At 64.0% G+C, this 20,619-nt stretch carries 21 protein-coding genes and 3 pseudogenes; 12 read left to right on the forward strand and 12 right to left on the reverse strand.

Annotated elements, in window-relative coordinates; genetic code table 11:
* On the reverse strand, positions 1–408 hold the full coding sequence (gene sdhD, locus ONR75_RS02120; RefSeq protein WP_265081171.1) for a succinate dehydrogenase, hydrophobic membrane anchor protein: 408 nt from the start codon (positions 406–408) through the stop codon (positions 1–3).
* Positions 405–803, reverse strand: coding sequence for a succinate dehydrogenase, cytochrome b556 subunit (gene sdhC, locus ONR75_RS02125; RefSeq protein ID WP_265081172.1), 399 nt, complete (start codon positions 801–803; stop codon positions 405–407). The genes sdhD and sdhC overlap by 4 nt, the downstream gene beginning before the upstream one ends.
* 237 nt (positions 804–1,040) lie before the next feature.
* On the opposite strand from sdhC, the gene ONR75_RS02130 reads away from it, so the two are divergent.
* Positions 1,041–1,889: a sulfite exporter TauE/SafE family protein gene (locus ONR75_RS02130; RefSeq protein ID WP_265081173.1), complete on the forward strand. Its 849-nt coding sequence runs from the start codon at positions 1,041–1,043 to the stop codon at positions 1,887–1,889.
* Positions 1,890–1,892: 3 nt separating this feature from the next.
* On the opposite strand, the gene ONR75_RS02135 is transcribed toward ONR75_RS02130, so the two are convergent.
* Both ONR75_RS02135 and ONR75_RS02140 read right to left on the reverse strand, forming a co-directional pair.
* Positions 1,893–2,159 (reverse strand): hypothetical protein, encoded by a 267-nt coding sequence (locus tag ONR75_RS02135; RefSeq protein WP_265081174.1) that lies wholly within the window; start codon positions 2,157–2,159, stop codon positions 1,893–1,895.
* On the reverse strand, positions 2,156–2,944 hold the full coding sequence (locus tag ONR75_RS02140) for a hypothetical protein (protein WP_265081175.1): 789 nt from the start codon (positions 2,942–2,944) through the stop codon (positions 2,156–2,158). Before ONR75_RS02140 ends, ONR75_RS02135 begins: the two co-directional genes overlap by 4 nt.
* A 216-nt stretch (positions 2,945–3,160) precedes the next feature.
* Between ONR75_RS02140 and ONR75_RS02145 the strand changes: the two genes are divergently transcribed.
* Positions 3,161–4,105 carry a cation diffusion facilitator family transporter gene (locus ONR75_RS02145; protein ID WP_265081176.1) on the forward strand — a complete coding sequence of 315 codons (945 nt, stop codon included), beginning with the start codon at positions 3,161–3,163 and terminating at the stop codon, positions 4,103–4,105.
* A 19-nt stretch (positions 4,106–4,124) separates the two neighbouring features.
* Here ONR75_RS02145 and ONR75_RS02150 read toward each other — a convergent pair whose 3' ends face one another.
* Positions 4,125–5,651 carry a malonate--CoA ligase gene (locus ONR75_RS02150; RefSeq protein WP_265081177.1) on the reverse strand — a complete coding sequence of 509 codons (1,527 nt, stop codon included), beginning with the start codon at positions 5,649–5,651 and terminating at the stop codon, positions 4,125–4,127.
* Positions 5,652–5,943: 292 nt separating this feature from the next.
* On the opposite strand from ONR75_RS02150, the pseudogene ONR75_RS02155 reads away from it, so the two are divergent.
* The 3 genes and pseudogenes from ONR75_RS02155 (at position 5,944) to ONR75_RS02165 (ending at position 8,306) form a co-directional block, all read left to right on the forward strand.
* Positions 5,944–6,530: pseudogene (locus ONR75_RS02155) on the forward strand (fasciclin domain-containing protein).
* A 352-nt stretch (positions 6,531–6,882) separates the two neighbouring features.
* On the forward strand, positions 6,883–7,512 hold the full coding sequence (locus ONR75_RS02160) for a cytochrome b/b6 domain-containing protein (protein WP_265081178.1): 630 nt from the start codon (positions 6,883–6,885) through the stop codon (positions 7,510–7,512).
* Positions 7,513–7,523: 11 nt separating this feature from the next.
* Complete coding sequence (locus tag ONR75_RS02165) at positions 7,524–8,306, forward strand: molybdopterin-dependent oxidoreductase (RefSeq protein ID WP_265081179.1); 783 nt, start codon at positions 7,524–7,526, stop codon at positions 8,304–8,306.
* On the opposite strand, the gene ONR75_RS02170 is transcribed toward ONR75_RS02165, so the two are convergent.
* Complete coding sequence (locus ONR75_RS02170; protein ID WP_265083499.1) at positions 8,293–9,426, reverse strand: YbfB/YjiJ family MFS transporter; 1,134 nt, start codon at positions 9,424–9,426, stop codon at positions 8,293–8,295. The genes ONR75_RS02165 and ONR75_RS02170 overlap by 14 nt on opposite strands.
* 192 nt (positions 9,427–9,618) lie before the next feature.
* Between ONR75_RS02170 and leuB the strand changes: the two genes are divergently transcribed.
* A complete protein-coding gene (gene leuB, locus ONR75_RS02175) occupies positions 9,619–10,731 on the forward strand; it encodes a 3-isopropylmalate dehydrogenase (RefSeq protein WP_265081180.1) in 1,113 nt (370 codons plus the stop codon).
* 221 nt (positions 10,732–10,952) lie between these two features.
* On the opposite strand, the gene ONR75_RS02180 is transcribed toward leuB, so the two are convergent.
* On the reverse strand, positions 10,953–11,330 hold the full coding sequence (locus tag ONR75_RS02180; RefSeq protein WP_265081181.1) for a hypothetical protein: 378 nt from the start codon (positions 11,328–11,330) through the stop codon (positions 10,953–10,955).
* 180 nt (positions 11,331–11,510) lie between these two features.
* On the reverse strand, positions 11,511–12,311 hold the full coding sequence (locus ONR75_RS02185; protein ID WP_265081182.1) for a hypothetical protein: 801 nt from the start codon (positions 12,309–12,311) through the stop codon (positions 11,511–11,513).
* Between the two features lie 124 nt (positions 12,312–12,435).
* Between ONR75_RS02185 and ONR75_RS02190 the strand changes: the two genes are divergently transcribed.
* A complete protein-coding gene (locus tag ONR75_RS02190; protein ID WP_265081183.1) occupies positions 12,436–13,470 on the forward strand; it encodes an aspartate-semialdehyde dehydrogenase in 1,035 nt (344 codons plus the stop codon).
* Positions 13,471–13,709: 239 nt separating this feature from the next.
* Here the strand turns inward: ONR75_RS02190 and ONR75_RS02195 are convergent, their stop codons facing one another.
* Positions 13,710–14,342 carry a carbonic anhydrase gene (locus tag ONR75_RS02195; RefSeq protein WP_265081184.1) on the reverse strand — a complete coding sequence of 211 codons (633 nt, stop codon included), beginning with the start codon at positions 14,340–14,342 and terminating at the stop codon, positions 13,710–13,712.
* A 112-nt stretch (positions 14,343–14,454) separates the two neighbouring features.
* On the opposite strand from ONR75_RS02195, the pseudogene ONR75_RS02200 reads away from it, so the two are divergent.
* Positions 14,455–15,329 (forward strand): annotated as a pseudogene (locus ONR75_RS02200) (HpcH/HpaI aldolase/citrate lyase family protein).
* 139 nt (positions 15,330–15,468) lie between these two features.
* On the opposite strand, the gene leuD reads toward ONR75_RS02200, so the two are convergent.
* Both leuD and ONR75_RS02210 read right to left on the reverse strand, forming a co-directional pair.
* The gene (gene leuD, locus ONR75_RS02205) at positions 15,469–16,074 is read right to left on the reverse strand and encodes a 3-isopropylmalate dehydratase small subunit (RefSeq protein WP_265081185.1); all 606 of its coding nucleotides are present in this window, start codon (positions 16,072–16,074) and stop codon (positions 15,469–15,471) included.
* 71 nt (positions 16,075–16,145) lie between these two features.
* Entirely contained in the window at positions 16,146–16,547 is a 402-nt protein-coding gene (locus tag ONR75_RS02210) for a metallopeptidase family protein (protein WP_265081186.1), read from the reverse strand.
* A 143-nt stretch (positions 16,548–16,690) separates the two neighbouring features.
* Between ONR75_RS02210 and ONR75_RS02215 the strand changes: the two genes are divergently transcribed.
* The 4 genes from ONR75_RS02215 (at position 16,691) to ONR75_RS02230 (ending at position 18,839) form a co-directional block, all read left to right on the forward strand.
* The gene (locus ONR75_RS02215; protein WP_265081187.1) at positions 16,691–16,993 is read left to right on the forward strand and encodes a hypothetical protein; all 303 of its coding nucleotides are present in this window, start codon (positions 16,691–16,693) and stop codon (positions 16,991–16,993) included.
* Positions 16,994–17,175: 182 nt separating this feature from the next.
* The gene (locus ONR75_RS02220; protein ID WP_265081188.1) at positions 17,176–17,469 is read left to right on the forward strand and encodes a hypothetical protein; all 294 of its coding nucleotides are present in this window, start codon (positions 17,176–17,178) and stop codon (positions 17,467–17,469) included.
* A 139-nt stretch (positions 17,470–17,608) separates the two neighbouring features.
* Positions 17,609–18,076: a hypothetical protein gene (locus tag ONR75_RS02225; RefSeq protein WP_265081189.1), complete on the forward strand. Its 468-nt coding sequence runs from the start codon at positions 17,609–17,611 to the stop codon at positions 18,074–18,076.
* A gap of 145 nt (positions 18,077–18,221) precedes the next feature.
* Entirely contained in the window at positions 18,222–18,839 is a 618-nt protein-coding gene (locus ONR75_RS02230) for a hypothetical protein (protein WP_265081190.1), read from the forward strand.
* A 181-nt stretch (positions 18,840–19,020) separates the two neighbouring features.
* Here ONR75_RS02230 and leuC read toward each other — a convergent pair.
* Positions 19,021–20,435, reverse strand: a pseudogene (gene leuC, locus ONR75_RS02235) (3-isopropylmalate dehydratase large subunit).
* Between the last annotated feature and the right edge of the window lie 184 nt (positions 20,436–20,619).

Below are 20,619 nucleotides of genomic sequence, written 5' to 3' on the forward strand. Positions count from 1 at the left end.
CTACACTCCAGATGACAATTTGAGGATGGCGTAGATCGAGGCCAGCGCGACGGCGGCCGAGAAGAAGTTGTTGGCCATGATCGAGACCAGCTTCAGCTTTTCGTTCTGCACATAGTCTTCCAGCACGACCTGCATGCCGATTTTCATGTGCCAGACGCTGGCAATGATGAACAACAGCATGATCAGCGCAACGAAGGGCGAGCCGAGGATCTGTGCGGCGCCGGCCTGGTTGCGGCCGAGCAGCATCATCACGATCACGACCACCGGGATCATCAGCAGCACCATGGCCACGGCCGTGATGCGCTGGCGCCAGAAATCGCTGGTGCCGGAATGCGACGAACCGAGGCTGCGGACGCGGCCGAGCGGCGTGCGCATGGATTTGGCGGAATGGGTGTCAGGTGCGCTCATCGTCCGGCTCCCAGGGCATAGGCGGCGAGCCACAGCACGATGGTCAGCGAGATGCCGCCGATCAGCGCCGCCCAGGTGAGCCATTCGCGCTCCGAGGCCTTGAACCCGTAGCCGAGATCCCAGACCAGATGGCGGACGCCGCTCAGCATATGGTGCATCAACGCCCAAGTGTAGCCGAAGGCAATGAAGCGGCCGATGAAGCTGCCGGTGAAGGCCTGCACATTGGCGTAGGCGGCGGGGCCGGAGGCGGCGGCGATCAGCCACCAGGCCAGCAGCAGCGTGCCGGCATAAAGGGCAACGCCGGTGGCACGATGCACGATGGACAGCGCCATCGTCAGGGTCCAGCGATAGACTTGCAAATGCGGCGAAAGCGGGCGTTCGATCCTGGCGGTCATCAGCAACTTTGACAGGTTTGCGGGCGAGCGAAAGCGCCCGTGGGGGATCGCGTAGAGCAATTCTATTTACGAAGTCGAAACAGCCAGTGCAACGCCGAAATTGCATTTTTCGAATGCAGGTTCATAGCTTCGGATGAGGCTTGCATTTGAAGGTATTGACAGCTTCCGCCAGTATTGATGGCAATCGCCGGTGAAGCGCGATTCACAAGGGTACAGCGCGCAGGGGCGGAACATCGCATGGCCGGGCTTGAGCTTTCCCAACTACTGGAACTGGCCGTGTTGCTGATCGGCGTCGGTGCCCTCGCGGGTTTTCTCGCCGGCGTATTCGGGATCGGCGGCGGCGCCATCCTGGTGCCGGTGTTCTACGAATGCTTCCGCCTCGCCGGCGTGCCGCTGGAAGTGCGGATGCCGCTCTGCATCGGCACCTCGCTGGCGATCATCATCCCGACCTCGATCCGCTCCTGGCGGGCCCATCATGCCCGCGGCGCGGTCGATCATGCGATCATCAGGCATTGGTGGCTGCCGGTGCTGGCCGGCGTGGTCCTCGGCAGCGTGATTGCGCGCTACGCCCCGGAGCGGCTGTTCAAGATCGTGTTCGTGGCGGTGGCGTGGTCGGCAGCTGCGCGGCTGTTGCTCGGCAAGGACAGCTGGCGGCTCGGCGAGGAAATGCCGCAGGGCGCTCTGATGAAGGCCTATGGCTTCGTCATCGGTCTGCTGTCGACGCTGATGGGCATCGGCGGCGGCCTGTTTTCCAATCTGCTGATGACGTTTCACGGCCGCACCATCCATCAGTCGGTGGCGACCTCCGCAGCACTGGCAGTGCTGATCTCGATCCCCGGCGCGCTCGGCTATGTCTATGCCGGATGGCCGGCAGCGGCAGCCTATCCGGCCGTGGTCCTGCTGCAGTGGCCGTTCGCACTGGGCTACGTATCGCTGATCGGCGCCGTTCTGGTAATGCCGACCAGCCTGATGGTAGCGCCGCTCGGTGTCAGGGCGGCGCATGCCATGTCGAAGCGGACGCTGGAAACCGCCTTCGGCTGCTACCTGTTCATCGTCGGCAGCCGCTTCGTCATCGCGCTGCTGTAGGCGCTATGGCTGCGCGAACTTGTCGAGGCCCTTGCGCTGCAGCCATTTTGACAGCTCGTCGGCAACCGCTTGGTTGTTGAGATCGGCAAAGGCGATGTGTGAATTGCCCCGCAGACCGGCATCCGGGAGCAGCAGGACTTCGCAATCTCCGCCGTGACGATTGACGATCTCGCAGAAGGTCCGGGCCAGCTTGACCGACGTTGCCCAGAGCGGACGCGTGTCGGTGTAGTCGCCGAACACCATCTGGATCGGAAACTTGGTCAGCTTCATGAACTCCGACAGCGGCACGGAATTGGGGCCATAGGGGCCTTGGGCTCGGGGGCCGGCCCCTCGCCTTCCGGAAAGACAAAGCCGGGGGTCTCGTAGGCGACGATGCCTTTCATGTTTCCGCTCTTGGCCTTCAGTGCCGACAACAGCGCACGCCAGCCGCCGGCCGAATTGGTCAGGGCGACGACCGGTCCGATCTTGTCGATGGCCTGGCCGCCCGCTTCTGCCTGCAGCAAGGCATTCTCGAGCGTATCGAACTCGTCGTAACGGGCGCGTGTCGCCTGGTTCCAGGCTTCGGCATTGGCCGTGGGGAATTGCAGCCCCGGATGCCAGTTCGGATAGGTGATACCGAACCGCCAGGCGGCAAAGTTGCGCTGGTCGAAATACTCGGGCGTATAGGTGATCGGCTCGCAGCTCCAGTTGGCGCGGCCGACGCGCGGGCCGTCCCATAGATAGACCGGATAGCCCTTGCGCAGGAAAATGCTCTTGTAGCCTTCGCCGCCCTCCCAGTTGTTTTCCCACACCTTGGTGCTCGAGCTGTGCCACATGATCAGGCCGACGCTACGCCGCTTGGCGGGAATGAAATATTCGACGTAACCGTGGTCGCAGGACAGGGTCTGGCTGGGGTCATCCGGCTTGCTGATGACCTTGCCCCCGACTTCAAAAGCACCCGTTGAGTCCAGCACGATCGGCGGCTTAGGGCCTTCCGCCTGTGCGAGCGCCGGATGGCCCAGTCCGGCCAGCAACAGCGCGGCGGCGAGTGGCTTCAGCTTTCCGCTGGTTTTCATGGGCTCCCTCCAAGTCTTTTGTTCTTTCCGCTGCACAGGCGGCTGAGCCGGCGGCAGAGGGCGAGGTCTCGCGCCCGTACATTATGAAGGGCACAGGCGTACTCAAGCGGTGCTTCGCGCCATTCCAACAGGCGGAACAGGCTTCGGCGTTCGCCCGCGTCGCCGTGATGCCGGGCGTGATAGTATTCGATTCCGTTCTGCTGTTTATGCCGGGGCATGAACGCCCATGATCACGACCACGACCACCCGCACACCCACGCGCCCGGCGCTGGCCATGTGCATGCGCCCGCCAGTTTCGGCGCGGCCTTTGCCATCGGCATCGGCCTCAACAGCGCCTTCGTCGTGGTGGAGGCGATCTATGGCTATACGTCCGGCTCAATGGCGCTGGTCGCCGACGCCGGGCACAACCTGTCCGACGTGCTTGGCCTGATGGCGGCGTGGACCGCGGCGATCCTGTCGAAGCGGGCGCCCTCGCCACGTTTCACCTATGGACTGCGCGGCTCGTCGATCCTCGCGGCCTTGTTCAATGCCGTGTTCCTGCTGGTGGCGGTGGGCGCCATCGCCTGGGAGGCCATCCAGCGCCTGCTCGTTCCGGAGCCGGTGGCCGGAGTCACGGTGATGGTCGTGGCCGGCATCGGCATCGCCATCAATGGCGTTACGGCCTGGCTGTTTGCGTCGGGCCGCAAGGGCGACCTCAACATCCGTGGCGCCTACCTGCACATGGTGGCTGACGCCGCGGTGTCGGCCGGCGTGGTGCTCGCCGGTCTGCTCATTCTCTATACCGGCTGGAACTGGCTCGATCCGGCAGTCAGCCTGGTGATTTCCGGTGTCATCGTCTGGGGCACGTGGAGCCTGCTGCGCGACTCCACCGCGATGTCGCTAAGCGCCGTGCCGCGCGGCATCGATCCCCACGCCGTGCGCGATTATCTCGAACGGTGCAGCGGTGTGGTGCAGGTTCACGACCTGCACATCTGGCCGATGAGCACGACCGAGGTCGCGCTGACCTGCCACCTGGTGATCCCGGCGGGTTCGCCGGGCGACGCCTGGCTGATGGAAGTGGCGCGCCGCCTGCATCGCGATTTCGGCATCGAGCACGCCACCATCCAAGTCGAGACCGATCCCAACTCGCCCTGCGCACTGGCGCCGGATCACATGGTGTGAACGGTTCTCGAGAGCGGCTCTATTTCTTGTAGATCCCCGCATAGGTGTCGCGCAGCACGTTCTTCTGCACTTTGCCCATGGTGTTGCGCGGCAGGTCGTCGACGAAGATCACCTTCTTCGGCATCTTGAACTTGGCGATGCGGCCGTCGAGCGCGCCGAGCACTTCGGCTTCGCTGACCTCGGCGCCCTTGTTGGTCACCACAACGGCGGTGACGCCCTCGCCGAAGTCGGCATGCGGCACGCCGATGACAGCGGATTCGGTCACGCCGGGCATGGCGTCGATCTCGCTCTCGATTTCCTTCGGATAGACGTTGAAGCCGCCGGAGATCACCAGGTCCTTGCCGCGGCCGAGAATGTGCACGTAGCCCTTGGCGTCGATCTTGCCGAGGTCGCCGGTGATGAAGAAGCCGTCGTCGCGGAATTCCGCCTTGGTCTTCTCCGGCATCCGCCAGTAGCCCTTGAACACGTTGGAGCCCTTGACCTCGATCATGCCGATCGTGTCGGCGGCCAGCTCCTTGCCGGTCTCGGGATCGGTGACGCGCACCGAAACGCCGGGCAGCGCCTGGCCGACGGCGCCGGGCACGCGCTCGCCGTCATAGGGATTCGAGGTGTTCATGTTGGTTTCGGTCATGCCGTAGCGCTCCAGCACGGCGTGGCCGGTGCGCGCGAACCATTCGCGATGGGTTTCCGCCAGCAACGGCGCCGAGCCCGAGATGAACAGCCGCATATGCGCGGTGGACTCTTTGGTCAGGTTCGGGCTCTGCAGCAGCCGCGTGTAGAAGGTCGGCACGCCCATCAGCACCGTGGCGCGCGCCATCAGTTTGATGATCAGTTCGGGATCGAGCTTGGGCAGGAAGATCATCGACGCTCGCGCGAACAGCGTGACGTTGCTAGCCACGAACAGGCCGTGGGTGTGATAGATCGGCAGCGCGTGGATCAGCACGTCCTTGTCGGTGAAGCGCCAGAAGTCGACCAGGCTCAGCGAGTTCGATGCGAGATTGTTGTGGGTCAGCATCGCGCCCTTGGAACGGCCGGTGGTGCCCGACGTGTAGAGGATCGCGGCCAGATCGTCATTTTCGCGCGGCGCCGTCGTGAAGTCCGGCTTCTGCGTCGCCGCGGCTTCGGTCAGCGATCCCTTGCCGTCGGCCCCGAGCGTTTCGACCTTTGCGCCGACCTTGGCGGCGATTGCGGCAAGACCCTCGGCCTTGGCGGGATCGCAGACGATCAGCGACGGCTCGGCGTCGGTGATGAAGTAATCGAGTTCGTTGAGCGTATAGGCGGTGTTGAGCGGCAGGTAGACGGCACCGGCACGCACGGTGGCGAGATACAGCACCAACCCCGGCACCGACTTCTCGGTCTGGGCTGCGACGCGGTCGCCAACCTTGACGCCACGGCTCACCAGCACATTCGCGATCTGCCCGGACAGCGCGATCAGGTCGCCATAGGTGATGCGCAGTCCTTCCGGCGTTTCGATCGCCAGGCGGGTGGCATCGTCGAGATCGTCGAACAGGCGGGAAAACAGATTGGCGTTCAATGCAGCGGTCATGGTGTCACGCATTTTTTCGAGGCGGGGAGCGACCGCGAAGGGTCGCGTCAAACTGACGCGTCTTCATTAGCAAGAACACCACCCCCAAGGCAATTTAGTCGCGCGAACGTCGCCGCGTCCGGAAAGTTTCAGCCAAGGCGAAAAATTTACGCTGAAACCGGCCGAAAACGCTGCCGTAGCTCGGGCATCGGCGGCGCAGTCCGGTCCTCCAAGCAGTCTGCGCCGCTGTAACGACCTCTTCACCGCATCGGCGAATATCCGCCGATCATGAAATCCATTTGGGAGACGATCCATGTCCAAGCGCATTGCACTTCTGTCGGCCATCGCATTCAGCACCCTCGCCATCACCGGCAGCCTGCTGGCCCCGCATCTGCCGAAGACAAGAAGATGATGAAGAGCGAAATGTCCGGCGAGAAGACCGTGATGGTCGGCGGCGCCGCCATGTTCCCATCGAAGAACATCGTTCAGAACGCCGTCAATTCCAAGGATCACACCACGCTGGTCGCCGCCGTGAAGGCCGCCGGCCTGGTCGATACCCTTGAGAGCAAGGGTCCGTTCACGGTGTTCGCCCCGACCAACGCCGCCTTCGGCAAGCTGCCGGCCGGCACCGTCGATACGCTGGTGAAGCCCGAGAACAAGGCGACACTGACGAAGATCCTCACCTATCATGTGGTCGCCGGCAAGCTGAACGCCGCTGACCTCAAGGACGGCCAGAAGCTGAAGACCGTGGAAGGCGAAGAGCTGACCGTGAAGGCTTCGGGCGGCAAGGTCATGATCGTCGACGCCAAGGGCGGATCCTCGACCGTCACGATCCCGGACGTCAACCAGTCGAACGGCGTGATCCACGTTGTCGACACCGTGCTGATGCCGAGGGCGTAAGATCTGTTCAGCGACAAGCTCACTGTCGTCGCCCGGGCCTGCGCGCAATTGCGCGCCAGGACCGGGCGATCCAGTAAACACGAGTCCCGGTGAAGGAGCCGCGTGTCCAGCGTGTATTGGATCACCCGCTTTCGCGGGTGATGACATGGGAGTGTGTTGCGCACCCTGACTTGTCCCCACAGGATGCGCGTGCGTCCCTTACGGGGCGCGCAACGAGCGAGCCAGGGCAACCTGGCTCGCTTTTTCGTGATCGGTTTGAGGCGCGCCACAAAAACGGATGGCTCGCTGTCGCGTAACAAATGCTAGATTGCCGACGAACTGTCCGTATCGATCACTTCCGATGGATTCCCCGATGTCGACCATGTCAGCTACCGACGAACACGCGGCGCCAGCATCCACCAGGGTAATCCAGCCGGCCTGGGTGCGCATCCTGCATTGGGTCAACGCCGTTGCCATGGTGCTGATGATCATGTCGGGCTGGCAGATCTACAACGCCTCGCCGCTGTTCGATTTTACCTTTTCCCATGCGATTACCCTGGGCGGCTGGCTCGGCGGCGCGATCCAGTGGCATTTCGCGGCAATGTGGCTGTTGATGATCAACGGCCTCGTCTATCTCGTCGCAGGCCTCGCCACCGGCCGCTTCCGCAGGAAGCTGCTGCCGATCACGCCGGCGGGCGTGCTGGGCGACGCCAGAGCGGCGCTCACCGGCAAGCTCTCTCATGACGACCTGACGCGCTATAACAACGTGCAGAAGCTGCTCTATGCCGGGATCATCGTGGTTGGCATCCTGATCGTGCTGTCCGGCCTGTCGATCTGGAAGCCGGTCCAGTTCCAGTACCTCACCGCGTTGTTCGGCGGCTACGACATCGCCCGCTACGTGCATTTCACCATGATGGCATTGATCTGCGCCTTTCTCGTCATCCACGTCGCGCTGGCGCTGCTGGTTCCGAAGAGCCTGCGCGCCATGATCATCGGACGCTAGGGAGAACGAACATGATCAAGACAATTCGCTCGCTCATCATCCCCGGCGTCGACAAGAATCTGCTGGTGCGCGACGCCACCCGGCTCATGCCCGACCTGTCGCGGCGCCGTTTCATCGCGTCGGGCGCCAGCCTGGGCGCGCTGACCTTTCTCACCGGCTGCGACGTCTCCGACAGTTTTTCCGCCGAAAGCATGCTGGCGCAGATCTCCAAGTTCAACGATGGCGTGCAGGCGGCGATCTTCAATCCCAACGCACTGGCGCCGACCTTTTCGGAAAAGGACATCAAGCGGCCGTTCCCGTTCAATGCCTACTACCAGGAGGACGAGGCGCCCGAGGTGGATGGCGCACACTGGAAACTCGAGGTCTCCGGCCTAGTGCAGAACAAGAAGTCATGGACCCTGCCGGAGCTCTACAAGCTGCCCGAGGTGAGCCAGATCACCCGCCACATCTGCGTCGAGGGCTGGAGCGCCATCGGCTCATGGCAGGGCACGCCGCTGCGCGATTTCCTCGCTTTGGTCGGTGCTGACACCAAGGCGAAATATGTCTGGTTCCGCTGCGCAGAGGGCTATACGAGCCCGCTCGACATGCCTACCGCGCTGCATGCGCAGACCCAGATGACCTTCAAGTTCGACAACAAGATCCTCCTGCGCGCCTATGGCTTCCCGATGAAGATCCGGGTGCCGACAAAGCTCGGCTTCAAGAATCCGAAATACGTGGTCTCCATGGAAGTCACCAACGACTACAAGGGCGGCTACTGGGAAGATCAGGGCTACAACGACTTCAGCGGAAGCTGAGCGGCTTCTGGAACGCCGCCGCCACCGCGCCGATGGCCAGTGCGGCGGCTGACACCACGAGCGCCGAGGTGAGGCTTCCGGTGGCGTCGGTGAGGGCGCCGATGGCGATCGGGCCGAGGATCTGGCCGATGCCGAACACGATGGTGACCGCGGCGATCGCCCGGGGCCACGCCTCCGGCGGATAGTTGAAGCGGACGAAGGCGGTCGTGGAGGCCACCACGGCGAAGAAGGCGACGCCGAACACGGCAGCCGATGCCGCCAGCCACCACACGGAGTGACCAAGCAGGGGCAAGGTCGCACCGACGGCGTTGACGCCGAGAATGATCGCAGTGGCGCTGCCGCCGCGGCCGCGCGCAAGGACGCCGCGCCAGACCCATGGCGTGACGAAGGCGGACAGCCCGATCAGAGACCAGAACGCGCTCTGCGCCGCGGCGCCGCCGCCGAGATCGCGGACGTAGGCGATCATGAAGGTCATGTAGGCGATGTAGCCGGCGCCAAACAGGAAATAGCCGGCCAGATAGATCCATACCGGCCGGATCGCGAACGGCGCCGGCGTGGCTTCGGGGCGTCCGGCCGTGTCGTCGAAGGCGACGATAAACAGCGGCACCGTCAGCATTGCGGTGACGAGCGCCAGCGCCAGCCACACGATCCACCACGATCCGGCTCCGAACCCCTGCAGCAGGAACGGGGCCATCAGCCCGGATACCAGGATGCCCAGGCCGGGCCCGGCATAGAACAGGCTGAGCAGGAAGCTGGCCCGGGCCGGCGTGCGCTGCGCGATGGTCGCCGCCAGCGTGCCGCCGGCAACGAAGCCCACCGCGGCGCCGAAGCCGGCCAGCAGCCGGGCCGCGCTCAGGACCGTAAAATCGGCCGACAGGCCGCATAGCAGCAGCGACATCACGCAAGCGAGCGTGCCGGCCCGCACCAAGGCAAACAGCCCGTAGCGCTTGCCGAGGCTTGCTGCCGCCAGCGCGCCGGCCAGGTAACCGGCGGCGTTGACGGTGTTCATGAATCCCGCCGCCGAATAGGACCAGTGCAGGCTGTCGCGCATATCCGGCAGAACCAGCGAATAGGCAAACCGCCCGACGCCCAGCCCGATCGCCGGGGACAGCGACAGCATCAGGATCAACCCGGCGGGGGATGCGGGCGAAGGCGACTGGACGCGGACTGTCAAGGGAAACTCCGGCTTCGCCGCAGTCTGTCAGCTGTGCGCCGCACACTGCAAGGCAGCGAACCGGCAACGCTGTCTTGCCAACCGTGCAATGGCGCTTTAGCACTCCGCGCGCATCAAGAAATTTCAGGGATATCGACCATGGCGACCCACAAACTGCTGCTTCTCCCCGGCGACGGCATCGGCCCCGAAGTGATGGCGGAGGTGAAGCGGCTGATCGACTGGATCGACGCCCAGGGCATCGCGCATTTCACCACCGAAGACGGCCTGGTGGGCGGCGCCGCCTATGACGCCGACAAGCTGGCCATCACGGATGCCACGATGGCCCGGGCGGAAGCCGCCGATGCCATTATCTTCGGCGCCGTGGGCGGACCGAAATGGGACGCCGTGCCCTATGAGGCGCGCCCCGAGGCCGGCCTGCTGCGCCTGCGCAAGGATCTCGGCCTGTTCGCCAACCTGCGGCCGGCAGTGTGCTATCCGGCGCTGGCGGATTCATCGAGCCTGAAGCGCGAGATCGTCGAGGGCCTCGACATCATGATCGTGCGCGAGCTGACCGGCGGCGTGTATTTCGGCGAGCCGAAGACCATCACCGATCTCGGCAACGGCCAGAAGCGCGCCATCGATACCCAAGTCTACGACACCTACGAGATCGAGCGCATCGCGCGCGTCGCTTTCGATCTGGCGCGCAAGCGTCAGAACAAGGTGACGTCGATGGAAAAGCGCAACGTCATGAAATCCGGCGTGTTGTGGAACGAGGTGGTGACGCAGGTGCACGGCCGTGAATACACGGACGTCAAGCTCGAGCACCAGCTCGCGGATTCCGGCGGCATGAACCTGGTGAAATGGCCGAAGCAGTTCGACGTCATCGTCACCGACAATCTGTTCGGCGACATGCTCTCCGACATCGCGGCGATGCTGACGGGGTCATTGGGCATGCTGCCGTCGGCCTCGCTCGGCGAAGTCAATGCCAAGACCGGTAAACGCAAGGCGATGTATGAGCCGGTGCACGGCTCGGCACCGGATATCGCAGGCACCGGCAAGGCCAATCCGCTGGCCATGATCGCCTCGTTCGGCATGGCGCTGCGCTATTCGTTGGAACTCGGTGAGCTCGCCGACAAGGTCGATGAAGCCATCGCCGCGGTGCTGGCCAAGGGCCTGCGCACGGCGGATATCGCAACTGCGGGATCCGCGACGGTCAGCACGGCGCAAATGGGCGAGGCACTGCTGGCCGAGCTGCAGGCGCTGCACGGGTAAGTCGCGCCTCCGCAGTCGTTCCCGCCGCTATCTCCGACGTCATCCTGAGGAGCGCGCTCTTGCGCGCCTCGAAGGATGGAGCGCCGACACCGGTGGCCGCATCCTTCGAGGCTCGCCGAAGGCGGCGAGCGCCTCAGGATGACGATGCTGGTGCTTTTGGCGCACGCAAATAAAAATGCCCGGCTCAGCCGGGCATTTTTCGTCAATCGATGTTGCTGCGCTCAGTACAGCGGGAAGCGCTCCGGATAGCCGCCGAGATCCCACTGCGAATTCAAGGGCTGGCGGTCGGTCGGGCGGTTCAGGTTTTCGCGGGCGAAGGAGTAGCCCGGCGGGAAGGCGTAATCGCTGAACTTGCGGTCGCCGGGCAGCACTTCGACGCCGGCATCGAGCCAGGACCGCTTGGTCACGAACACGCGGGTACGCGGACCGGACATGTAGGAGGTGTTGGGGCCGCTGCGGCCGTAGGCAATCGGGCGACCGCGGTCGTCATATTTGCGCTTGGCGGCATCGGCCTGGGTGGCGCCAAGGCCCACCGCAACCACGGCGATCGCCGCGAGCAGCTTTGCAATCGTCTTCGCGGCGGGGAATTTCACGGTCATTACATCCTCATGGGCGTCAGGTGGGGCGAGCGATGCGGCGCACCCTGATTTGCTGCCAGTTTAGCTGCCGCAGGTATAGGGCCACAAGGTCAATCCGGCCACACCCCATCACATAATGCCCGCCGCGGCGGAATGTTGCATCAGGACCAGAGGCTTGAGCCTGATCGGGCGCTTCGATGTTCACAAACTGCCGCGCAGCAGCGGATTTTGGGCGCCGGTGACCCAGTCGGCAGAGGTCGCGCTCAGCGCCGACCCGGTGGAGCAACTGCCGCGCTTGAGTTCGGCGTGGGCGAACAATTCCGCCAGTTTCGGGTCACCGCCGGCGGTCAGCAGGATCAGCCGATTGAGGGTGCAGGCGATGGCGGCGCGGCGCGCCGGCAGGCTGTCGCCCTGGCAGGACCAGCCGGAAATCCGCAGGTTGGCGGTGTCGAGGTTTTTCATGAAGCCGAGGCAGCGCTGGACGTCATTCATGCGATCGGCGAAGCCGAACAGCGACACCGGGCCGAACTTGCTGTCGACGATGCCTTCACCGGCGATTTCCCTGGTGCCGTCGGGGTCCATGCGGGCGGCAACGGCGGCGGCCGGCGGCCCGTCAGCGCTGGCCTCGGCGCCGGGGCGGTACAATTCCAGCTCGGCAATCGGCCTTTCATGGGGGGCGGCCCAGCGCAGGATATCCTTGCGGCCGCCATCCGGATGCCGAAGGATTTCGTAAGTCTCTGTTTTGCCAGAAGAATCGAACTGGCTGACGGCAAAAGCCGGATGCGAACGCGCAGCCACGCTCCAGCCTGTCCGGGCCGGCTCCGTGGGCGTCTCCAGTTCGATGCGGTCGAACAGGGTGACGGCGACGATGACAAGGAAGGCCAGGCCCCCCATATAGGCCACCAAGTGCACGATGGTGCGCTGGCAGTCGTCGGCAAAGCTCTGCAAGGCCGGGTGGATGCCGGCATGGCGGGCACGATGTTCGGCTGGAATTGAACGCATCAGAACACACAGGTGGGCGCGAAATCGTCGGAAGTTGTCTTGCTCGCGTTTTTCGCATAGAAGCGCTGCCTCTTCCCTTTCCGCTGTGAGCGGGGGCGAAGCATTTTTCTTCGGAGAGTGAACGATGGGTTACAAAGTCGCGCTGGTCGGAGCGACCGGCAATGTCGGGCGTGAAATGCTCAACATCCTGGACGAACGTAAATTCCCCGCTGACGAGGTGGTGGCGCTGGCCTCCCGCCGCAGCATGGGCGTCGAAGTGTCCTATGGCGACCGTACCCTGAAATGCAAAGCGCTGGAGCATTACGACTTCAGCGACGTCGACATCTGCCTGATGTCGGCCGGCGGCGCCGTGTCCAAGGAATGGTCGCCGAAGATCGCCGCGGCCGGCGCCGTGGTGATCGACAATTCGTCGCAGTGGCGGATGGATCCGGACGTGCCGCTGATCGTGCCGGAGGTGAACGCCGACGCGGTTGCCGGCTTCACCAAGAAGGGCATCATCGCCAATCCGAACTGCTCGACCGCGCAGCTGGTGGTGGCGCTGAAGCCGCTGCACGACAAGGCTGTGATCAAGCGCGTGGTGGTCTCGACCTATCAGTCGGTGTCGGGCGCCGGCAAGGAAGCGATGGACGAATTGTTCTCGCAGACCAAGGCCGTCTACACCAACAGCGAACTGGTCAACACCAAATTCCCGAAGCGGATCGCCTTCAACGTCATCCCGCAGATCGACGTGTTCATGGAAGACGGCTTCACCAAGGAAGAGTGGAAGATGATGATGGAGACCAAGAAGATTCTTGATCCCAAAATCAGGCTGACCGCGACCTGCGTGCGCGTGCCGGTGTTCGTCGGCCACTCCGAAGCGGTCAACATCGAATTCGAGAACCCGATCTCGGCCGATGAAGCCCGCGACATCCTGCGCAACGCGCCGGGTTGCCTGGTGATCGACAAGCGTGAGCCCGGCGGCTACGTCACGCCCTATGAATCCGCCGGCGAGGACGCCACCTACATCAGCCGCATCCGTGAGGACAACACGGTGGAAAACGGCCTGGTGCTGTGGTGCGTGTCCGACAACCTGCGCAAGGGTGCGGCGCTCAACGCGATCCAGATCGCGGAATGCCTGATCAACCGCAAGCTGATCAGCGCGAAGAAGAAAGCGGCGTAACTTGCTTACCCTCCCTTAGCGCAGCGAAGCTGCGCGAGAGGGGAGGGTCGTTTGTTGCCGGCGGAGCCGGCAGCGAGCGGGGTGGGGTGACAGCGCCTCGGTGAGACGATGGTCTCTCCTCCTGCTCTGCCCGCTTCTTTGACCATTGGTTCGGACTGCGATCGGAGCTTCACCCCACCCCGACGCGCATCACGCTTCGCGTGCCGCACGTCGACCCTCCCCTCCAGGGGAGGGTGAAGTTACCTCACCGACACGAATTCCTTCGCTTCCTGATCCAGCACCGACAGCGAGCCCACCGCGACGCCGAAATAGGCGCCGTGCAGCTGCAGCTCGCCGCGGATGATGGCGGATTTGACGAACGGGAAGGTCAGCAGATTTTCCAGGCTGCGCATCACCGCGGCCTTTTCGATGCGGGTGGCAAAATCCGTCATGGTCTCATGGCCGCGGATCTCGACCTTCTCACCGGGCTTGATGAACATCGACATCCAGCGCCCGATGAAATCGCCGGGCGATAGCGGCGCGGCGTTGTCGACGAAGGCGCGGATGCCGCCGCATTGTGCGTGGCCGAGCACCACGATGTGCTTCACCTTCAGCACCTGAACGGCATATTCCAGCGCCGCCGAAACGCCGTGGGCGCCGCCGTCGGGCTGATACACCGGCACAAGGTTGGCGATGTTGCGCACCACAAAGAGTTCACCGGGGCTGGCGTCGAAGATGACCTCCGGTGACACGCGTGAATCGCAACAGCCGATCACCATCACTTCCGGGGACTGCCCGCGCTCCGACAGTTCGCGATAGCGCGACTGCTCGGTGGGCAGCCGCTGCGCGGTGAAGGTCTGGTAGCCGGAGATCAGGTTCGCTGGGAAGGTCATGGGTACCTCATGGGTTGCCCCGATTCACCATAGGACGCAGCTGCGAACAAGCCTTTCGGGCCGCCGGCCGAAATGTTATCGCGGCATGGCCATAAACCGAGGGAAGAACGCCATGATCCGTCCGCGCCGCAGTCTGCTGTTCATGCCGGGATCGAACCCGCGTGCGCTGGAAAAGGCCCGCACCCTGCCGGTGGACGGCGTCATCCTCGACCTCGAGGACGCAGTGGCGCCGGACGCCAAGGCCGCCGCGCGCGACAACATCGCCGCGGCGGTTGCCGCCCGCGGCTTCGGCAAGCGCGAGGTGATTATCCGCATCAACGCGCTGGATTCCCCTGGTGGATCGACGACGTGACCATGGCCGGCAAGGTCAGGCCCGACGGCATCCTGGTGCCCAAGGTGTCCAGCGTGGAGGATTTGTCGGCGATCGCCGACCGGCTCAGCGACATCAATGCCGACATGGCGATCAAGGTCTGGGCGATGATCGAGACCTCGCGCGCCATCCTGCATTGTGAGGAACTGGCGGCGTGTTCGAAGGATTCCGAGATGCGGCTGGCCGGCTTCGTGTTCGGCCCCAACGACATCGCCCGCGAGACCCGCATCGCGATGCGGCCCGGCCGCGCGGCCATGCTGCCGATGATCACCCATTGCGTGCTGGCGTCACGGTTGTACGGCCTCGACATCCTCGATGGCCCTTATAGCGGCATCGGCGATGCCGAGGGCTTTGCCGAAGAAGCCGCCCAGGGCCGCGACCTTGGCTTCGACGGCAAGACGCTGATCCATCCCGGCCAGATCGAGGCCTGCAACCGGATCTTTACGCCGCCGGACGACGAAGTGGCGCAGGCGCGTCGCATCCTCGCGGCCTTCGCACAGCCGGAAAACGCCTCGCGCGGCGCTATTCAGCTTGACGGCAAGATGGTGGAGCGGCTGCACGCCGAGATGGCCAAGCGCACCATCGCGATTGCGGATGCGATCGCGGCCATGGGGTGACGAGGACATTGCTGCCGTAGGATGGGGTGAGCCAACGGGTCGCGCGAAGCGCGCCCGATGATAAACTCCGCGAAACCCATCGCAGCAGTCAATAGCGGGATGGGTTTCGCAAGCGCTCAACCCATCCCGCGTTCGGTGCTTACGCCCAGGCGCGTTCGGTCTTCGCCTTGGCTTCGTAGGCGTCGATGGAGGTCTGCTTTTCCTTGGTCAGGCCGATGTCGTCGAGGCCGTTGAGCATGCAGTGCTTGCGGAACGCGTCGATCTCGAAATGCACCGTGCCGCCGTCGGGGCCGCGGATTTCTTGGGCCGCCAGATCGATGGAGACGGTGGCGTTGGCGCCGCGCTCGGCGTCGTCGAACAGCTTGTCGAGGTCGTCCTGGGAGACGCGGATCGGCAGCACGCCGTTCTTGAAGCAGTTATTGTAGAAGATGTCGCCGAACGAGGTCGAGATCACGCAGCGGATGCCGAAGTCGAGCAGCGCCCAGGGCGCGTGCTCACGGCTCGAGCCGCAGCCGAAATTGTCGCCGGCGACCAGGATCCTGGCGTTGCGATAGGCCGGCTTGTTGAGGATGAAGTCCGGGTTCTCGCTGCCGTCGTCCTTGTAGCGCGCTTCGGAAAACAGGCCCTTGCCGAGACCGGTGCGCTTGATTGTCTTCAGGTACTGTTTCGGGATGATCATATCGGTGTCGACATTGATCACCTTCATCGGCGCGGCGACGCCTTCCAGCGTGGTGAACTTTTCCATGAGCGTTTTCCCAGATTGAGGTGGCGTTTTAGCCCGATCGGGGCTGGGGTCCAAGGCCGATTTGCGCAGGGCTAGTCCTTCACCTGCGCCTCGATGGCCTCCATGTCGTCATCCGACAGGCCGAAATGGTGGCCGATCTCGTGGATCAGGACATGGCGGACGATATGGCCCAGGGTCTCGTCGTGTTCGGCCCAGTAATCCAGGATCGGCCGGCGATACAGCCAGATCATGTTGGGCAGCTGCCCGGTGTTGTCGTGGCTCTGGAACGGCAGGCCGACGCCCTGGAACAGGCCGAGCAGGTCGAATTCGGTCTCGGCCTGCATCTCTTCCAGCACCTCCTCGGTGGGAAAGTCGTCGACCCGGATGATCACACCCTCGCACAGCGCGCGAAAGGTCTGGGGCAGGCGCGCGAACATGTCGTGCGCCATCTCTTCCATTTCGGCGAGGGTCGGGGATCTTGCTGACGGCCACATGCCGTCTTCTTAGGAGATCGCGGCGGATTGCGCAAAAGCCGGGTTTCCGGCCGGCGGATGCGGTTGACGGCGGGGCGACAATCGGGGACTTTGCCCTCCGAATGGGTTCGGTTCGGGGCGTTATGATGCGGCTTACAGCAGCAATGATCGGGTTTGCGATGGCGACGGGATCGCTGGCGATGGCATCGCTGCCGTCAGCCTCGGCGCAGGCCCAGACCGCAGCGCCGCGCCTGGCGCAGGCGCAGCAGGCGGAACTCCCGGCGCAAAGCCGAAGGCCGCGCGCGCGGGTGCGGATCTATCGCAACGATGGCAGGCCTGATGTTTCCCCGCGCTACAATCCCGGGCCCAACGCCGTGCGCGATTGCACTGCCACTTATGTGCAGGAGTTCCGCCCGAGCGGCACGGTCATCGTTCCGCGCATGAACTGCTTCTGGCGTCCGGGCTAAATCGTCTCGGTCCGCCGACTCGCATTCACGATCGCGTCGATTTGTTCCGTCGCTGCGACAGAACATCCCGCATCTTGTTGTCGCATCAGCCATTCACTTTGTATTCACGTCCGGCGACCTAGCGTTGCTTCACGGGCGATGAAACAACACTGCAATGATGCCCAACGAAGGAGCGACACCACATGAACGTGAAAAAGATTTTCGGCTTGTTTGCCGTCGCGGGACTGCTGTTCGTGACGGCCCCGGCGCAGCAGGCCAGCGCGATGTCGCTCGGTAGCCCCGGTGTTGCCGCAGCCGTGCAGAATGGTGCCGGTGAAAAACTCACCACCGAGGTGCAGTATCGGCGTCATCACCACGGCTATCGCCCGCATCACGGCTACCGTCGTCACCATGGCTGGCACCGCCCGCCCGTGATCCGTCGGCACCACGGCTGGCATCACGGCCGTCCGCATCACCGCCGTCATTTCCGCTATTGATCGACTCACGATCGAACACCAACGGGCCCGCTTGCGGGCCGTTGCACTGTGCCGCGCGTCGCGTTGTCGCGGAAACGATATGCGGCGAAATGCATTATGTGAATTATATGAGATGTCACCAACGACGACGAGGACAGACATGAAAACCTGGATTGGCGCAGCCTTCATCGCGGCAACGGTCAGTTTGAGCGGCGGTCTGACAGCCGGATCGGCGAATGCGGCGCCGCAAGCGCAGCAAAAAGCCGACGCTGCCAGCAAGTCGAAGGCAACCAAGGCCACCGATGTCAGCGCGCGCCGCCGGCACCATCACCACAGGCACCACGGCTACCATTCGCGCTACTACGGTCCACGCTACGGTTACGCGCGTCCTTACTATCGCTCCTATGTCGGCCCGACATATTATAGCGGCTCCCCGTACTACGGATCCTATGGTTATGCCCGGCCGGCCTATTACGGCAGCTCGTTCTATGGCCCGCGGCCGTATGGTTACGGCGGCTATCGCCCGTATCGCAGCTATGCCTATGGCGCCTACGGTTACGGCGGCGGATATGGCTTCGGTGGCGGACCGCTCCGTGTCGGATTTGGTCTCGGCTTCGGCGGCTGGTAGCAGGACCTCGTCACTCACGTAAACATCAACGGGCGCCCATCGGGCGCCCATTTCGTTTCGGCCGTCGCAGCATTCATGATGCATTCACCTCGGCTTCGGTAGCCCTTTCCCAAGGGCACAATCTCGGCCGTTGGGAGGAACCTCGATGATGAACATGCGAATCGTCAGGCGTGGGCTGGTGCGCGCGTTCGGCGCGGCTGCAGCAGCCGCCTTTGTGATATCAGCCGCGCCTGCGGCGCAGGCGCTGTCGCCGATCGGCGCGGGTGGATCGCCGGCCGCACGGCAGGCGCCAGACGCGTTGACGACGCAGATCCGTTTCGGCGGTCACCATGGCGGTGGCGGTTTCCACGGCGGCGGAGGTGGCTTTCATGGTGGCGGTGGATTCCGCGGCGGAGCACCGGCATTCCACGGTGGGGGCGGCGGGTTCAGGGCTGCGCCGTCCTTTCGCGCCGGTCCGGCCTTTCACGGCGGCGGCTTCCGGCACGGCCACGGTTTCCATGGCGGCGGCCTGCGCTACGGCGCGCCGTTCATCGCGCGGCGCCATGTCTATGCACCCGCGCCCTACTATGGTTCTCGCCGGCATCACTTCCGCCCGCGCTACTACGGCTATGCGCCGGTCTACTACGGGCCCCGTTACTATCATCCGCGCCGCTTCTGTCGGATCGTGATGACCTACTACGGACCGCGAAAAATCTGTCGCCATCGCCCGTGGGTACGCCATCACTGGCGGCACCATCACCGGCGCTTCAATGTGTATTGGTAGCTAACCGTCGCCGTAACCAAACAACGCAGCTGTCATCGCCCGCCCTGCGCGCAATTGCGCGACAGGACCGGGCGATCGAGTAAACGTTGTCGTCGGGAATAAAGTCTCAAGATCGCGTTTACTGGGTCCCCGCATACGCGGGGACGACAGTTCGCGTATGAGGAGCGTGTAAGGCGTCGCCTCAGCGCCACTCCCTGATATCGACGAAGTGTCCGGCGATCGCTGCGGCCGCAGCCATCGCCGGCGACACCAGATGGGTGCGGCCCTTGTGGCCCTGACGTCCCTCGAAGTTGCGGTTCGAGGTCGAGGCGCAGCGCTCTTCCGGCGACAACTTGTCCGGGTTCATCGCCAGGCACATGGAGCAGCCCGGCTCGCGCCATTCGAAGCCCGCCTTGAGGAAGATCTTGTCGAGGCCTTCGGCTTCCGCCTGCTCCTTCACCAGACCTGAGCCCGGCACGATCATGGCGCTGACATTCCCGTTCACCGTCTTGCCTTCGACGACCTTGGCGGCGGCGCGCAGATCCTCGATGCGGCCATTGGTGCAGGAGCCGATGAAGATGCGGTCGAGTTTGATGTCGGTGATCTTCGTGCCCGCGACCAGGCCCATATAGGCCAGCGCGCGTTCCTTGGAGAGGCGCTTTGCCTCGTCGGCGATCTCGGCAGGATCAGGCACCTTGCCGCTGATCGAGATGACGTCCTCAGGGCTCGTGCCCCAGGTCACGATGGGTGGCAGCCTGGCTGCGTCGAGGCGCAATTCGTGATCGAAGAACGCGCCTTCATCGGAACGCAGGGTTTCCCAATAGCGCTGGGCTTCGTCCCACATGGCGTCCTTCGGCGACATCGGACGGCCCTTTAGGAATGCGTAGGCCTTCTCGTCCGGCGCGATCAGCCCGGCGCGGGCGCCGCCCTCGATCGACATGTTGCAGACGGTCATGCGGCCTTCCATCGACAGCGCGCGGATCGCCTCGCCGGCATATTCCAGCACATAGCCGGTGCCGCCGGCCGTGCCGATCTCGCCGATGATCGCCAGGATGATGTCCTTGCCGGTGACGCCGTCCGGCAGCGCGCCGTCGACGGTGACGCGCATGTTCTTCGCCTTCTTCTGGATCAGCGTCTGGGTCGCCAGCACGTGCTCCACTTCGGAGGTGCCGATGCCATGGGCCAGCGCACCGAATGCGCCGTGGGTCGAGGTGTGGCTGTCGCCGCAAACGATCGTGGTGCCCGGCAGGGTGAAGCCCTGCTCGGGGCCGATGACGTGGACGATGCCCTGGCGCTTGTCGAATTCGTTGTAATATTCGATGCCGAATTCGCGGACGTTCTCCGCCAGCGTCGCGATCTGCTCGGTGCTCTCCGGATCCGGATTGGGCTTCGAGCGATCGGTGGTCGGCACGTTATGGTCGACCACGGCCAGCGTCTTCTCGGGGGCGTGGACCTTGCGGCCTGCGGTGCGCAGCCCTCGAAGGCCTGCGGCGAAGTCACTTCATGGACCAGGTGGCGATCGATGTAGAGCAGGCAGGTGCCGTCATCGGCCTCATGCACCAGATGGTCGTTCCAGATCTTGTCGTACAGGGTGGTCGGTTTTGCGGAGTCGGTCATTGGATCAAGCCTCGAAAGGATGGGTGAGCCAGCGGGTGTGTCGCGCAAGGTGGTTGCCGTATGGCGGCGAGGCACGCGCTGAAAAAGCGGCGGCTAGACGGACAGCGTCAGAGCTTTCGAAGTTCGGCGGCGATCGACGTCGTGAAACGCCCGAAGAATCTTCCCGGCAGCCGGCAGTGATCGT

It is taken from the genome of Rhodopseudomonas sp. P2A-2r (assembly GCF_026015985.1).
GTDB lineage: Bacteria > Pseudomonadota > Alphaproteobacteria > Rhizobiales > Xanthobacteraceae > Tardiphaga.